We start from the raw sequence: 16,161 nt of genomic DNA, 5'->3' as shown, positions 1-16,161 counted from the left end.
CTGCGTTGGTGCCTCTATCGTCTAGCCGGTCGCTTGCCTCGGCAGTAGCGTAGCAGGCTATCGGCAATCAGGCTGTCGATCGGGTTTCGCGCGCCCGCACCGAGATAGAAGGATCCGGCTTTCCTCGCCTCTCCAGCTTCTTTTGCCGGTGCAACGCGCTTTTCCGGGCGCAGGTATTCGCGGATGTGATTGGGCTTCGGCACCGGATCACGCGTCGGATCGAAGAGCGGATTGTCATCGAACTGCCCATTGAAGATCGGGTCGGTCAGATAGTTGGGGCGTTGCGCAATGACCGCTTCGTCGCCGGCGATCTGGAGCAACATTTCGCCGCGCTCCAGATCGAGGAAGCGCTCCGGAGAAAGAAAGCCTACGAGACGCGTCATGTCTGTTGCAGCATTGAGATTGTTCGGCCCGAAGGACTGAATTACACGGCAATTGTTCACCATCGTTTGCCAATCGAGCGGATACAAATGCCTGATCTGGCTGACGTCCTGCCAAAAGCTCCAGGTTTGCAAGCCATATCCTCGCAACAGCGTAATGGCGGTCCGAAGTTCGGCCAGCTCGCCCAGCTGCGCTGCTTCATCGAGTATGAAAAGAGTGGGCTTGGCAGGGCGGCTGCGGCGGCGCATCACCAGCGTCAAGAGCATGCTAATCCAAAGGCGCAGGATTCGTCCGTGGCTTTCGAGCAGATGCGGCGGCAGCACGATGTAAATCGTTAACGGATCGCCGCGAGTCACTCGATCCAAAGTGAAAGATGTGCGGGCAGTCGCCTGCTGAATCTGTGGACCGCGGAGAAAATCCACCCCCTCCTGCGCGAACGAAATGATTCCCCCGAGCGTTTCGGGGGCACCAATTCTGAGATTGCCGTCGATCATTCGTACTTCAGGGTGCCTGGAGGCCTGGAACCTTTCACCGTATGCCGCCGGATTGGCGGCCATTTCGTTCACGCATTCCCGCATCTTGGCGAGCGTCCGCTCGCTTTCGGGCAGATCCGCCGCGACATGCAGCGCAACCGCGGTGAGCAACTGCCGCCCGCGATTGATCCAGAAGCGGTTCTTCTCCGAATTCAACGACGATGGCAGCATTGCCATAACAAGCGCGGCAGTCGTGTCGACCCCATTTGCATCATGTGGATCTATGATATCGAGAGGATTGAGCATACCAGCATCACAGCCTGTGATGCCCATCGGATCGATGACCACGACCTCGTGCCCCATCTCCCGCCGCCGTCTAGCCGTTACCACGGCATTCTCGCCCTTAGGGTCGATCACGATTGCCGGTCCCGTATGGCGCAGCAGCGCCGGTATGATGCAGCCGATGCCCTTGCCGGCACCGGTCGGAGCAATTGTCAGCAGATGCCCTTCGCCTTCCATCAGGATTGGGTCGACGAAACCGTTGTCGGGCGTGCAGTCCGGATCGCCGAATGTGAACCCCATCGGCGTGCGTTCGTGAGCGTATTCCATCGACCAGCCGACCAGAATTCCCTGCGAGTCGAGCTTTTCCGGCAGAGAACGCTTAGTATGGGATGCGTATACGGCCTGTGAGAATGGGAGCGATTGCATCGTCTACTCGTTGGGCTTGGACGCGATGAGAGGGTAGCGCATGGTCTTGATGAAACCAAGATCGGGTACACGACCAACGCCATCTGCGATCAGCTTGTCGTCAGTCATGTCGATGAAGCCGGATCGATGCATCTCGAAAGTCACCTCGAACAATGTCCGGCCGTAAAGAACATGAGCACGGAACCGGCCGGCCAGTTCGTCCGTGGCGGCGAGACTTGCGGGCGGAGTGACAATGGGCGGAACCCCGGCCTCCCCAGCCGCTGGAAAGACCAGCCGGCGCGCATCATCGAGCACTTCGAACGGGCTGAGTCCGCCGCGCACGAAAAAGCAAAAGAACCTCAAATAAGCCTCGCGCCTCGGCTGGTCGGAGAGGTCCACGCCATGCAATTCGTTGTGTTCGTGGATCGGTGGTGCGGTTCCATCGAGGGCAGCAAAACCGTCAGGACCGTAAAGGAAGCTGTGAATGCCGGAATCTGGAAATCGCCCGAGTGCCTGCTCGGGATCCCTTGCTGCCCTTCCTGCTCGGGGGTTCTCGGTCGCCGCCGGCTTCCGGCCAGTCTGTATGTCGCAGAGCACCCAGCCGGGATAGAAATCGAGCGGCAACAGGCGCATCGCATCCACCTGGACGAGTCCGTCCCCCAGGAATCCCGTTTCCGCCAACCGCGCGGCTAGAATCGCGGCATGGTCTCGGTCCAGCGTCACCCAATCGCCTGCGATCGGCGCTTCAAGCAGAAAGGCAACATCGTCGTCTTTGGACATCCCCAATCCAGCCCCCACCCATCCGATCGGGAGCGGACACTGTTGTAACGACACCGCAGGGCCAGGACAGCCAGCAATCCGCTCTCGACGTTTTTATCGCTTTAGTCTGCACGGTACTTGACGCAACTGCAAGACTGAGCCTCAAATGGGTCAGGATTGACATGCACCAGCTGCAATGCCTGCGGGAGGGGGGGGATGGAGAATGAGAGGCCCCGACGCGTCTTGGCGCTCGATGGAGGTGGCCTGCGCGGTGTTGCCACCATCGCCTTTCTCGAACGCTTAGAGCAGAAGCTCTCGGTCAATGCCGGTCGCCCGATCGCACTTCATGAGCACTTCGACCTCATCGGTGGTACATCCACCGGCGCACTCATCGCGGCCGCCCTTGCCCTTAATAAGCCACTCGCTGCGATCAAGCACTATTATTTCAAACTCGCGCCCAATGTCTTTCGCAGAGCATGGACCGCGATCCCGTTTGTTCACTCCGTCTTTGATTCCGAAAAGCTGCGCCGGGAAATCTTCGAGATCGCCGGTGACCGGCGCCTGGATTCCACGGATATCCGCACCGGGCTTGCTGTCATCGCCAAACGTGTCGACACCGGATCTGTCTGGATTTTCAACAACAACGCGGCAGGAAAATTCTGGGACGACCCGGCCGACGGCAGCTATGTGGGCAACCGCAACTACCTCCTCGCAAATGTCCTGCGTGCATCGACGGCCGCACCACACTATTTTGATCCGGAAGAGCTCAGCATAGTCGCCGGAGAGAAGGCCGGCACCTTCATCGACGGAGGTGTCTCACCCTACAACAATCCATGCCTCGCTCTGTTCCTGTTAGTGACGATCCCAGCCTACCGCTATAATTGGCCGATCGGCGCGCACCGGCTGGAAATCACGTCGATCGGTACAGGCAGCGCCCGTTACGGCGTGGAAAGGGATAGCCGGCTGTCGCGAATTGCCAGTTTTTTTGCGATCTCGACGCTGCGCTCCGCACTTACCGACAGCGAGCAGCAGACATTGATGCTGATGCAGGCCCTCAGCCGCAATGTGACGCCCTGGTGGATAAATTCGGAAATCGGCGATCTGAGTGACGCGATGGTAGCCGGAACGCCGCTCTTCACGTTCTATCGCTACAACCTGATGCTGGAGAGCAAGTGGCTAATGCAGGAATTGCAAGAGGACGTCAAATGGCTCGAGCTCTATCGCTTGCGCGATATTGCCAGCCCAGGTTCGATGACACGGCTTTATGAGCTGGCGAAAAGGGCGGCCGAACGGCAAATTCCGATCACTTGACACGAGCTTCGGAAGCCCGTGTCATTCCGCTTTTGTTATAGGTGTGTCCTTTTGAAGGGTTTCGCCGTGTTCAAGCGTTTTCAAAGAAGGACGATTTTTGTCTCTTGCTCACGAGACATGGCGAATACTTTACCGATGATCAAGGCCGTAGTAGACGGCTTAAACACCACCCTTCCGAGCGGAGAAGAATTCGATCTTTATCACTGGAAGAACGCGGATATTGCTTGGAATTCTCATGAAACCTGGCAAGAACACATCAATCGTACCAGTGATCCGAACTGCCATCTGGTAATATGCCTTTTTGGGGAGCGGATAGGCGAACCACTCCCTGGCTATTTTCCGTGTCCGCAGGATCTGGCGCTGCCGGAGTGGGTGGCGTTTCCCTACCTCGGTTGCGGCGATCAGGTGCCGCTCACTGGAACGCTCTTCGAACTCCTCGATGCGGTCGCGTCGGCACAAAGATGCAAGATGGACGGCGCAACGGTGCACCCGAAGGTTCTGTGCTACTTCATGGTGGACAGGGACAAATTCGACGATCCCCATATCGAAGCTTACGAGCGCGATTACGGCTTCCTGCACGAGCACGACCGGCTATGTCACGGGTCCAAAAGACTGCCTAAAAAGCTCGCGATCGACTATGACAGGCAAGTTGACGCCCTTGATCGATTTGCAACTGCCTTTTTTCGTGACGGCAAGCACAGCTTCAACACTTTCGGCAGAAACGATGTCACGTTTGACGAAAACATCACTGATCTGCGCGAGAAGCTGTTGATCGCGATACCGAGAATTCTAAACCTCGCGCAGGAATCCAAAGCTCAACGAGAGCCTAAGGGGCTGTTTTCCTATGGCCCCGATGATCACGACATCCTGTTTGGGCGCGAGCGGTCGATCCGAAACATCCTCGATCGTCTGCGTGACCTATCGACGGGAGGCAATGGCCAAGCGCCGGTTCTGGTTCTTACCGGTCGCAGCGGCGAAGGCAAATCCTCGGTGATGCGGGCCGGTTTGGTCGGCCGCTTGCGCATGGGGACTTATCCAAGCTTGGGAGACTTCCGAACCGCGGACCGAACCGCTTTGTCGTTGGTGAAGGACGATCCGCTTGTCGCGCTGGCAGATGCGATCGAAACAGCGATCGATATGCCCCTTTGGGGTCAGCACCGAATAAGCGAGTTCGCTCCGGAAACCCGGCAGGCAAAACTGATCCAAGCGTGCCGCGACAAGTTGAAGGGCCCTAACTCCAGCGATACGGCGCGGCTCTTCCTTGGCATCGATCAGTTCGACGAGGCCTTGGTCGTGGCTGAGGGAGACGCGGAAGTTCGTGCGAGAGTCGACGCGCTCTTTGCGGCGATCCTTGCGCTCGCGCGAGAAGACATTCTATGGGCGGTAATAACGCTGCCGAGCGAGCAGGTCGATCAACTTAAAGCAATCGCCTCAGAACATGACTTGCAAATCGAAAGGCTGCTGCCGGTTGGCCCGGAGGATTTGGACGAGATTGTCCGCAGGTCCTTTACAAAGTTCAGTCTGCCTCTGGAGCAAGCAGGAACGGTAGTAGACCAGGCTCTGGCTTTCTTGCGTCAAGAGGATCCCGGACCGGTGCTTCCTCTGCTGTCGGCGTTGATGGCTGAAATACCGGTCATGATCCGCGAGGAACAAAGGAGAAAGCTGTTATCGACTGGCCAAAGCACTGCCCCTTTGGTGCCCGATCTTGCCGCCGTCCTCGACCGACTCGGGGAGCGGGCCTTTGCCGAAGCTTTCGGCAACAGCGGTTTCCTCGGTGAGGCGAAATTGCATCGCCTGCTGCGCCATCTGGTCGAGACGCGCGTAGGCGGCGGTTCCTTCTGTGTTCTGCGCAATTGTCGGAGCGACCATCCCGCGGTTCTGACTGCGCCGGGGCTGGTGACTGCGCTGCGGCGGCAGCGAATCCTCTATCCCCCCAAACCCGGCGAACTCAGGCTCACCCATGCCGCCATCATCGAGGGTTGGGCCAAGGCCCGAAGCTGGTATGATAAGGATCGGTCGCATCAGGAAACCCTGGTCGATATGGAACGAAAGGCCCTCCTGTGGCAGGAAGAGCGTGCAAAGGGGAATGAAGGGCGTTTGGTCGTCGATGCCGGCGATCTTGTGGCGATGACGACGCTCTGGTGGTATTGGTGGGAGGAAACGGATCGGTTGCCGCTTGAATTCATGCGATCCTGCCTGCTGCGATTGATCACCGGCTCCGATGGCGACTGGTGGGTCTTGTCTGACAGCGCGAGTCTGGTCACGACAGCAGTTGCAACGCAGGACGGAACTCTCTTCGAGGCGGCGCTTCGGCGACTTGATCGAACTGATCTGGCAAAGCGCGCGGCTATCGTGAACTACAAAACGCGGAGTTCGGGCAGCAATGCCTTGCAGGCAGCGGCCATGCGCGACGATTGCGGCGCCGCCCGGATTCTTCTCGACTACGGTGCCGACGTCGAAGTCAGAGACAATGACGGTTGGTCCGCTCTGACCGTGGCCGCATATTACGGACACGAGGCGGTCGCACAGCTTCTTATCGACAACGGCGCCGACATTCGCGCTAATGTGGCATCACAATGGATGGCCCTGCATCTGGCCGCAAACAACGGGCACGTGGCGGTGGTGCGCCTCCTCATCGACAAGGGTGCGGAAGTCGACGCGCGAGAGCAGGCGCAATGGACTGCCCTGCACCTCGCAGCGAACAGTGGTCGTGATGCCGTGGCACGCCTACTTGTCGACAAAGGCGCCGAAATCGACGCGCGCCAGCAGGCGCAGTGGACTCCGCTGCACCTGGCTGCGAGCAACGGACACGAAGCCGTTGCACGCGCCCTCATCGACAAGGGCGCCGAGGTCGATGCGCGACAACAGGAACAATGGACACCGCTGCATCTGGCCGCGAGCAGCGGACACGAAGCCGTGACACGCCTCCTCATCGACAAGGACGCGGCAGTCGACGCACGCCAGCAGGCCCAATGGACACCGTTGCATCTGGCCGCGAGCAGCGGACACGAAGTCGTGGCACGCCTCCTCATCGACAAGGATGCCGATGTCGATGCGCGACAACAGGAACAATGGACGCCGCTGCACCTGGCTGCGAGCAACGGACACGAAGCCGTAGCACGCCTCCTCATCGACAAGGACGCGGAAGTCGACGCACGCCAGCAGGTCCAATGGACACCGTTGCATCTGGCCGCGAGCAGCGGACACGAAGCCGTGGCACGCCTCCTCATCGACAGCGGTGCCGAGGTTGACGCGCGCAATCAAGCGCAATGGACACCGCTGCATGCTGCGGCACAGAATGGTTACGAAGCCGTGGCACGCCTCCTTGTCGACAAGGGCGCCGATGTTAGCGCGCAGGAGCAGGCGCAATTAACCCCCCTGCATTGGGCGGCCGCCAGCGGTCACGAAGCCGTGGCACGCCTCCTCATCGACAAAGGCGCAGAAGTCGACGCCCGCCAGCAGGCGCAATGGACCCCCCTGCATCTGGCCGCGAGCAACGGTCATGAAGGGATAGCACGCCTCCTCATCGACACGGGCGCCAAGGTCGACGCGCACAATCAAGTGCAATGGACACCGCTGCATCTGGCTGCAAGCAACGGTCACGAAGCCGTGGTACGCCTCCTCATCGACAAAGGCGCCGAGGTCGAGGCGCGCAATCAAGCGCAATCGACGCCGTTGCACTTGGCGGCGAGCAGGGGTCAGGCGGCGGTAGCGCGCCTTCTCATCGATCGAGGTGCCGACATTAAGGCCCGCAACCAGTCACAAGAGACTGCGATACAGGTCGCCGTCAGCAATCAGCAGACGGCCGTGTTCCGCAACCTTGCCGAACACATCCTTTCGCGCACCGATGTCAATCTCGACGAAATGGAGCTCTTCAATTGTTATGTCCCGGCGCTTATGGTGGAAAACGATATGAGTGAGATCGTCCTCGACCTTCTGCGCGAGGGTCGGGTCAATCCCTGGAACTGTGAAGCCCGCCACTCGACAATGCTGGCGACGGCGTTCCGTAAAGGCGAAACTGCCATTGTCGAGTTGTTGCTCGCGACACTACCCCGTAAAAGGACGACTGCAATTGTCTCCGAGCTGAGTATGGCCCTTTGCGTCACGATCACGTTAGGTGGCAATCGCGATCTGATAGCGCGCCTTCTGGCTCTTGGCGCGGATCCGGCGCGGTCTTCGGATGATCGTCGGCAAACAGCGTTGTTTGCGGCTGCGATGGCCGGCGACATTGCGGTCTTCGACACGCTGCTAAGTTACTCGGTTCCTCTAGACGCAACGGACCACTGGGGCCGAACGCCGGTCGATTGCTCACCGAAGGCTTCGTGTTCGGTATTGGCGGCCAAACTCGCCGCTGCGATTCCGCAAGAGCGCCGTGGGCAAGGATTTCCGATACAGCGCCGCGGGACTTCACAAACGGAGAGACTTCAAATGAAGCCTTTCTCCTATTCCGGCCCTGATTGGCAGCCTGTCGACGAGGCTACCAGACGAGCCGCAGGTTTTGCCGTATGCAATATCTCGGGAGAGGCTGCATCGCCGCTCAATCCGGACACAGCGGTCGTTCTGCATAGATCTCTGCCGTTCTATCGCAATGTGGGCATCATTCAGGTATTCGATCCCGGTTGGGACAATCCACACCGACGATTCTGCTTTCTTCTCTCAGACGGCGAGAGCATCAGGCTGGACGGTACCTCGCCCCCGATTCACACCGTCAACGCCAGGGCTCCAATTCAGCTGACGGATGAGAACGCGCTGTTTTACCTGACCTTCTTTAGCTTTTTTGTCAGAGGCAAAGGCGGCCCTTTTCTCGTGATCCATGATCTTGAACAGGACTTTCTTCCACGTGGCATCGTTGACTGGCGCCCAACCACGGACCACTCGGGCAGCCGCAGCTTGCGCGAGCTCTACCGCCCGCCGCGCTTCTTCGGGCATGACGAAAACGGCAACCGCCGCTACTCGGCCCTGATACTCTATGCCGACGCCGTTTCCATCGCCGATTTCCTGGTTGAGCCGTCGGGGCGCGTTGCGATCATTGGTGACGACGACTTGATCAAGGACCTACCAAGTGGATGCGATTGCCCACTGAGTTAATGGAGGTTCTCTTTGCGTGTTTCAATGAGCGTGCAAATCTACTCAAGCGCGAAGTAGCAGCAAATGTAGTTGCGCGCCTTGCATTTCCGCCTCGACAAGTTGTGTACTTTAACGCATGCTGGTTGATAGATTCAACTAGCGTGGCTGGTGCGAAGATGCGGTTGAGCGTCCTGTCATGCGTGTTAGCCACAACCGTTTCGATTTCCTACGCAACCGATTTGTCGGAAGACTTTCGCGCTGGCAAACTCGATGAAAGGTGGTGTACTTGCCAGATCGCTCAAAATCGGCCTGTCACCTTCGATTCTGACCCGCAAGAGGTCGGCGACAAGCACGCCCAGATTACTGTTGATCCATCGATCACTGACAACAAGTGCGAAGAAAGCGAAGAAATAGAATGTGACGTCCCCAATGGGGGCAAAATCCCAAACGGGTCAGCCTTCAAACGTGACGACGAGTTCCCGGATGACCTGGGACCATCCTTCATCCAGGGGCTGTCGGATCATACCATCCTCAAGTCCGACACCTCGGTAGTTCAACGCCAAGAACTGCGTCTCACCAATGATCTGGAACACGACAGTGCAGCGACGCATGAATATGCAATTACATTCCGCACTACTAAACACGAATTCTCCACCAGGACGCGCTGGATTACGGCTCAATGGAAACAAGAGCCCCTCCCCTCATATGGCGACGGCTGGAGCCCGAGCCCGTTCCTCGCGCAGCGGTATGATGGCGGGATTCTCAATCTCACTGTTCAGGATGAGAACTGCAGGTGTCTAATTGCATCCGCCAAGGCTCCAAGTCAAACTTTCAAATGGGAGGAAGGCGCTCTGTCACAATGCAAGGTGACCTATCCGACGAAGGACGAGGGTGAAGCGTGCACCAGCGCGCTCGTCGCGAATTATGGCTCCAACCCGTGGCTGGATCCGCCCACATCCGGGTGGACGGAAATGCGCTACCTCATCAAGGCCGGGAGAGATGATCGCGACTTCATTGAAGTTCATCAGGACGGTCGTTTCATCGTGCGAATATCCGGGAAGATCGGATACGTGCCGGCGCCGGGCACGACGATTAAGACGAAGTTCAAGATGGGGCACTACCGGAACTACACGCCCAGTACAGACGTCCTTGAGGTCGATTCAGTGAGGGTGTCGCCCAAATGAGAGGACTTAGCGTCCACCATTTGGCAAATCCGCTTGCTGCGTTGGTGGCCCTACTCCTATTCGCGACTTTTGTAAGTGGATTTGGCTCTGCAGTCGCCACCGAGAACGACATAATACATCGTCCAAAGTCTCGTTCCGCCTTCGTGCGAGGAGCAGAAATTAAAGGGGTCACATTTGACTGCGACGTCACGCCATCCAGACGATGTGATCTGAACACATTTGTGCAGTACGCACGCGTCTGCGCACTGCTCGTCGTGCGAAAAAACGCGCTGCACCTCGAATATTTCAGTCCCGATGCGGGCTTCTGCCCCGAGCGGGGCGCGAGCAATGAACCGACCCGACGCTACGGCATCGCTTCTGTAGCGAAATCGCTCACCTCAACCCTGCTGGGGCATGCAATCGCGACGCGCTTTGGCGCAAGGTCGCGCGAAGATTTCGAGCATATCCTGAAGACACCCGTAGGCAGGTTTGTTGCAAGGTTAGATGTCCCACCCGCCAGTGCATACGCCGACGTCCCGCTTCACGACGTCCTGCGTATGCGCTCCCGAGTCCGCTGGAATGAGTTGGGTTGGTACGGACTTTTCTCCGACGCAAATCAGTTCAGCCTCGACGTGCGAAACCTGAGGATGAATATTCGGGACTTCGCAAGGCGATATCGAGTGCGCGATGAGGACCGCGAAGACAGCTTCAATTATTCTGCCCTGGATTCCGCAATTGCGGCCGCCGTTGCGGAACGCATGGTAACTCCATCCTCCCTCACCGATTTCCTCGCAGAAGGCATCTGGTCCGCTATCGACGCACAAGGCGACGCGTCGTGGGGTGTTGACCGGGACGGCACTGCGATCGGGTCGTGTTGCTTCAAAGCGGAAGCCGCTGACCTCGCACGGTTCGGTGTCTTTGTTCTGAATAAAGGAAGGGTGGGCCGGCGCCAGATTATCCCGGAGGCGTGGTTCGAGGTAGCAACCACAAGAAACACCGGCGACCTGATCGACCCGAGAAATAGCTATCAAAATGCCGGCTGCCCTCTGGAATACCGGTACTTTTGGTGGTTCCGACGTAGGCACTCTGACTTCACTGCGATCGGTCGGGACGGCCAATTCATCCACGTCTACCCGGACAGTGGGACCGTCATCGTCCAGATCAGCGATTGGAAGGCATGGAGCAATGGATCCGCGAGGGAGTGTCTAACCTTCCAGGCCCACGACGCTTTGGTGCGCGCCGCCGTGAAGGCGCAGGAAGGCGCTCACACCGTATCTTCTGCGCCGAAATAGCTATCGTTCAACTCAAGCGCAAATTAGGGAAAGGGCATCCGCATGTCTCAAATGCCCAGGAAAGCCAAAAGAGCTCCGAACAAGTCGACAACTGCTACCGCAAAGACCAGGACCCCAAAGACGAATGTACCTTCCTTCACTCCTGCTGGAACGGTGGGCTCGTGGGAGGACGATCCTGAAACGGCCATGGGTCTGACGGTGCCTACGCCGGATCTTTCCAAGCTTCCCCTTGCGTTCTCGTTCCCAGCGGGGGGGCCGCCACCTGCCATCTACGCGCACGGTACGTCTGAGTTCCGTTATTGGGCCACCGCGGCCGCGTTGAGGCGAGGCGCCGACTATTGGGCGCAGCGGGTACCGCTGACGCAATGGCACGGGGGGCCGAGCCTCAACGTCGTGCTCGACAACGGATTCGACCTCGACGCCAACTACGATCGGGCTGCGTTGAACTTCTTCCACGGTCCGGGTGTGACAGGAACGGTATTCACCTGCGAAAGTCCCGACGTAAGCTGTCACGAGGTGGGACACGCCGTGCTTGACGCGTTCATGCCCGAGCTATGGGGCGTCGCCAGCCAGGAGATCGCAGCCTTTCATGAGTCCTTCGGCGACATCAGCGCCTTGATGTCGGCCATTCAGATTCCGTCGCTGCGGACGGCGGTCCTCGCCGTCAGTGGCGGAAACCTCTACACGACGTCGCGTCTCTCAAGGCTCGCGGAGCAGCTCGGAAGCGCCCTTCGCGCGCAGGATCCTGACCTGGCCGAAGCGGACTGCCTGCGCAGTGCGGTCAACTCGTTCAACTATCAGGACCCGATGACGCTCCCAAGTGCAGCACCCATGTCGCAACTCTCGTCGAAGCCGCACTCTTTCTCGCGCATTTTCACGGGCGCCTTCTTCGAGATTCTCGGCGTTTCGCTCGCCACGAAGGCGGCCAACCCAGGCGCCCCGACTGAGGCGGAGCTGCTTGCCGTCGCCGACGACCTCGCCGGATTTCTCGTTCAAGGTGTGAAGTGGTCGTCGCCCATCGTCACCAACTGCTACGCCCATGTCGCTGCCAACATGGTGATCGCGGCCCAGGCGGACCCGACCTATTCGTCGATCGCCAAGGGCGTGTTCGTGGGGAGAAGCATCCTTTCCTTGCAATCCGCGTCCTCGCTCCCAATGATGGCGAACGTCAAGTCGCTCACCGCGGCGGCGAATTCGGCTACGGCCGAGCGAGAGCCGCTGCCGATGGTCGGGCTGCCGGCGTCCCAATATGGCATCGACGGCGTGCTCTTCGTGGAGGCCGCGGCCGAGCCGCGCGATTTTACCGTGACGTCCGCCGGCTTCAATGCCGAGCCAATCCTCCCCCCGAGCGGAACTGCGGCGGCCAAGGCCTTCGTCGACGACCTCTTCATGCGTGGCCAGATCGACTACGGCCCAGTCGTCGACCCGGAACGCCGGCTGCTGCGCAACCACAAGACCAAGACTCACGCACTCGTCAAGGTCGACGGGGGCGCGCGCCTTGAGCGCCGACTTTTCAACTGCGGCCTCTGCGCGCGCGGCGTGACCACTAGAAGGAAACGACTGGGTGACGCACAAGGAAAGCATGCCAGACCAAACCCTCGTCGTGCCCAATAACAAGACATCCAAGGCATTCGTAAAGGTCCCGTCGAGCGAGGGAAGCGGTACCGTCCACGCCGGCCGAGAGTTTCCGCCGCGCTCCAGCACCGATGAACTTCTGCCGATCGTCAGGTGGTCAGTCAGCGGCAGTTCGAGGACACCGTACCCCGACTTGCATCCTCTATCTTTACGGCGGATCCAATGAAAGCAAATCAAGTGATTGCTTGGCTCTCGCCTCCCATGCCTTGGCCCCCTGATCGCGTGCGAAAGAGATCGCCTCCTCAAACGATTTCTTGGCCTCAGCCGGCCGATCCGTCTGCCTAAGCAGCTCTCCTCGTAGACGAAGCAGCTCAGGCATGTAGTAGTGCTCACCGGTACGCCGTGCGAGCTTCAAGCCCTGATCGAGGGTCGCTGACGCCTCGTCAGTCCTTCCCATTCGAAGGTAGCTATCGGCGAGCACGCCCAGATAGCATGTCTTATCGACCTCCTGCTCGCCCATGTTGTCGCATATGTGCTTCATCTGCGCGATGCCGGAGGCGTCTTGTTGACTTGCCGCCTTGGCCCACCCGGAAAAGAACGACGCGAAGTTGAGCCAAAGCTGGAATCCGTTGCGTGTGGCGAGCGGCACGAGCTCGTCCACCAGCCTCTGGAGCGTCGCTACGTCTTGACGAAGAGACATCAGTATGCAGCCGTTACCCAGACACGCAGCGAGGCGGTAGTCCGTTTGTCCGCGGGTCTCCATTTCAGCCGCGTGGAACAACTCCATGGCCGCATCTGCCTCCCCAAGTATTTGCAGCGTCCACGAGAGATAAAGCATCGACATGCTTGGAAAGTCGCTTCCTACCTCATCGGCGTGCTCACGGTGCACAAGGGCCTCCAGCAACACCTCCCGCGCCTCCGGAAAACTGCCGCGCGCGAAAGCGCACATGCCTCCGAACTGCAGCCCGAGTACGAGGGCCTTAATGTTGCCATCCCTGCGGCCAATCTCTTTGAGCTGGTTACTCGCCCATTCCGCGTCCGAGAACCGGGCGGAGTTGAACGAAGTTCCGAACAGGCCGTCCAGGGCCCGGATCGCCGCCTCCGGATCTCCGGTCGCCTCGCTGAGCCGCATGACGTTCCGGTACGCGTCACTGCCTTCCCCGGTCATGTATCCGTATGCCGCGTAGAGGACGTCGCCCCTTTCGAGTTCGAGGGTCAGCTCTCTACTGTCGCGCGTCGTCGAAGGCGGCATTCTGCGGACACATTCGATCCCTTTGGCGAACATGTTCGCAGCCTCGACCTTCGCCCACGTTGCCCCAAGCTTCCTGCCCGCCCTGAGCCAATAGTCGGCGGCGCGCTCGAACTGCGTCGCCTCGTCATAGTGCTGGGCAAGGATCTCGGGATGCTCCACGACCGTCCTCGGCTGAACGACCTCGATCGCCTTGGCGACGAGCGCATGAAGCTCCCGCCGCCTGTCCCGAAGCAGCGCCCCGCGGGCGGCCTCCTGCAGCAGACTGTGAGCAAAGGAGTAGCGGGGCCAGTTGCTGAAGGGCTGCGGCGCGACGAGGCCGACGGCAACAAGACGATCTATCTGAGGCCGCAGCACCTCGCTCGAGAGACCGACGACATGGGCGAGCGTCTTCAGGTCGAATTCCCGGCCGATCACAGCGGCCGTCTGCGCGACCGTCTTGACGGCGCCGAGCTTATCGAGACGGGACATGAGCGCGGACTGGAGGGAGACGGGGACGTCGACGTCGCTCTCGGCCTTCGCCCCGAACCGACCGGGCGTATTGAGAGCAAGCATGAGGGCCGATCGGGCGAGTTCCTCAAGATAGAGGGGAACGCCTTCGGCCTTGCTAAGAAGCATTGAGAGGACGCCGGAAGACAGATGGCCCCCTTCGACGACGTTCTGGACGAACTCGCCAGCCTCCTCGCGGGAGAACCGTTCGAGGGCAAGATGCACCGTGACGGCGGTGTCGAACGCCGCCTTCGTCTGCCTCTCGCGCGAGGTCACCAGGAGGAGCACCGGAGACTGTGCGACGTCGTGCGCGAGCGTCTGGAGGAGCTTGCCGGAGGACGGGTCGATCCATTGCTCGTCCTCCACGAAGAGCATCACGGGTCCAGCGCTCGCCAATTGCCGGAGCCAGTCCGAAAACACTTGGCTGATCGCGACCTCCTGCTGGAACGAGGCAAGCCTGGACGGCTCGTAGTCGGGTTCGACCGCCAGGAGCCGTGTGAAGATCGGATACGAGACCGACAAGGGGACGGTGCTCGCCGACAGAGCGGCCCGCAGCCTTTCAGACGGCAACGGCGCGTCCTCGGTAATGCCAGCCTCCTGCTTGAGCAGCCTCAGGAACGGATAAAGTGCGCTGTTGGTGAAGGCGGGGGCGCACTGCACAACAAGCGCCTTCGCTTCGGGAAAGCTCCTCCCAAGCTCGAAGAGCAGCCGCGATTTCCCTATCCCCGGCTCGCCGCTTATCAACGCAACGCGTCCATGGCGGTCGGCTCGCACGGCGTCCCAGAGGGCCTCGACCGCCTGCAGCTCGCTCCTCCTCCCCACCAGCGGCGTCGACCGGAGTTCGCCCGCAAAGCGGTATTTCCTTGCGATCGGCTTGAGGGCGCGCCGGATGTGGACGGGACTGCTGAAGCCCTTCAGCATCTTGCCGCCGACGTCGGCGTACTGGAAGGCGCCCGACGTCGCCTGGAACGTGTTCTCGTCGACGTAGATGCTGTTCGGTTCGGCTATAGCCTGAAGTCGGTGGGCGAGATTCGGGACATGGCCGAACGCCACCGTCGAAATCCCGGCAGGCGCGCCCTCGATGTCGCCGACGACGACCAAGCCGCTCGCGACCCCAATCCTCACCCCCAAGCGCGAACTGTCCGGCGTTTCTATCTGTGGCATCGCTGCTACGATGTCGAACGCCAAGTGCATCGCGCGCTCGGCGTCGTTCTCCTCCGCCGCCGGAAAGCCGAACAGGACCTGCAGCGCGTCGCCGACATAATTCGCGACGAAGCCCCCGTGCGACCTTGCAAGCGCGCTGCATCGCGAGAGGAATGTCTGCGTGAGCTGGCTGACGTCCTCGGGGTCGAGCCTGGAGGCGTACTCGGTCGAACCGACCATGTCGCCAACGAGGATCGTTAACTGCCGGCGTTCGATTGGAGTGCGATCACCCGCGCGGGGCTCCGCCGACCTGCCGAGCGCAGCGATTGCTGCAAGCAGCTTGCGGCGGGGGCCCATGGGGACGCCCAGTTCGCGCAGATCCTGATCGGAAAGCAGCGCGAGCGTGTCGAAATCGATCTGCGCGTCGACGAATTTGTCCGCCAAATGCCCCAATCCGATCTCGGCCAGCCATTGCGTGACGTCGTTCATCGCCGGATCCGCCCAGTAGACAGGCAACTCAACTTGCGTGTTTCTTCGGTTCAAGCTACTCTTCAAGCTGAGGTCATTCAACA

The 16,161-nt window shown here is 59.8% G+C and carries 8 protein-coding genes; 5 read left to right on the top strand and 3 right to left on the bottom strand.

What is annotated here, in order from left to right:
- Window positions 1–14 precede the first annotated feature (14 nt).
- The gene (locus ACFHWW_RS07330; RefSeq protein WP_379937839.1) at window positions 15–1,562 is read right to left on the bottom strand and encodes a type IV secretory system conjugative DNA transfer family protein; all 1,548 of its coding nucleotides are present in this window, start codon (window positions 1,560–1,562) and stop codon (window positions 15–17) included.
- 3 nt (window positions 1,563–1,565) lie between these two features.
- Window positions 1,566–2,321, bottom strand: a complete 756-nt coding sequence (locus tag ACFHWW_RS07325; protein ID WP_379937838.1) for a hypothetical protein — start codon at window positions 2,319–2,321, stop codon at window positions 1,566–1,568.
- A 195-nt stretch (window positions 2,322–2,516) separates the two neighbouring features.
- Here ACFHWW_RS07325 and ACFHWW_RS07320 point away from each other — a divergent pair, with 195 nt between their 5' ends.
- The 5 genes from ACFHWW_RS07320 (at window position 2,517) to ACFHWW_RS07300 (ending at window position 12,747) form a co-directional block, all read left to right on the top strand.
- Window positions 2,517–3,611 carry a patatin-like phospholipase family protein gene (locus ACFHWW_RS07320; protein ID WP_379937837.1) on the top strand — a complete coding sequence of 365 codons (1,095 nt, stop codon included), beginning with the start codon at window positions 2,517–2,519 and terminating at the stop codon, window positions 3,609–3,611.
- Between the two features lie 135 nt (window positions 3,612–3,746).
- Window positions 3,747–8,699 (top strand): ankyrin repeat domain-containing protein, encoded by a 4,953-nt coding sequence (locus ACFHWW_RS07315; RefSeq protein WP_379937836.1) that lies wholly within the window; start codon window positions 3,747–3,749, stop codon window positions 8,697–8,699.
- Window positions 8,700–8,860: 161 nt separating this feature from the next.
- The gene (locus tag ACFHWW_RS07310; protein ID WP_379937835.1) at window positions 8,861–9,862 is read left to right on the top strand and encodes a hypothetical protein; all 1,002 of its coding nucleotides are present in this window, start codon (window positions 8,861–8,863) and stop codon (window positions 9,860–9,862) included.
- A gap of 221 nt (window positions 9,863–10,083) precedes the next feature.
- On the top strand, window positions 10,084–11,133 hold the full coding sequence (locus ACFHWW_RS07305) for a serine hydrolase domain-containing protein (protein ID WP_379937834.1): 1,050 nt from the start codon (window positions 10,084–10,086) through the stop codon (window positions 11,131–11,133).
- A gap of 186 nt (window positions 11,134–11,319) precedes the next feature.
- The gene (locus tag ACFHWW_RS07300; RefSeq protein WP_379937833.1) at window positions 11,320–12,747 is read left to right on the top strand and encodes a hypothetical protein; all 1,428 of its coding nucleotides are present in this window, start codon (window positions 11,320–11,322) and stop codon (window positions 12,745–12,747) included.
- Between the two features lie 169 nt (window positions 12,748–12,916).
- Here ACFHWW_RS07300 and ACFHWW_RS07295 read toward each other — a convergent pair whose 3' ends face one another.
- A complete protein-coding gene (locus tag ACFHWW_RS07295; RefSeq protein ID WP_379937832.1) occupies window positions 12,917–16,078 on the bottom strand; it encodes an AAA family ATPase in 3,162 nt (1,053 codons plus the stop codon).
- Between the last annotated feature and the right edge of the window lie 83 nt (window positions 16,079–16,161).

It is taken from the genome of Sinorhizobium sp. P24N7 (assembly GCF_042436655.1).
Classification (GTDB): Bacteria; Pseudomonadota; Alphaproteobacteria; order Rhizobiales; family Rhizobiaceae; genus Sinorhizobium; species Sinorhizobium meliloti_A.
The sequence above is the reverse complement of the archived record's forward strand: the minus strand, read 5'-3'. Positions and strand labels throughout refer to the sequence as shown.

Coding starts and splice junctions, on each gene's coding strand:
- ACFHWW_RS07330 (WP_379937839.1), bottom strand. CDS start 1,562: ATGCAATCGCTCCCATTCTCACAGGCCGTATACGCATCCCATACTAAG.
- ACFHWW_RS07325 (WP_379937838.1), bottom strand. CDS start 2,321: ATGTCCAAAGACGACGATGTTGCCTTTCTGCTTGAAGCGCCGATCGCA.
- ACFHWW_RS07320 (WP_379937837.1), top strand. CDS start 2,517: ATGGAGAATGAGAGGCCCCGACGCGTCTTGGCGCTCGATGGAGGTGGC.
- ACFHWW_RS07315 (WP_379937836.1), top strand. CDS start 3,747: ATGATCAAGGCCGTAGTAGACGGCTTAAACACCACCCTTCCGAGCGGA.
- ACFHWW_RS07300 (WP_379937833.1), top strand. CDS start 11,320: ATGGGTCTGACGGTGCCTACGCCGGATCTTTCCAAGCTTCCCCTTGCG.
- ACFHWW_RS07295 (WP_379937832.1), bottom strand. CDS start 16,078: ATGAACGACGTCACGCAATGGCTGGCCGAGATCGGATTGGGGCATTTG.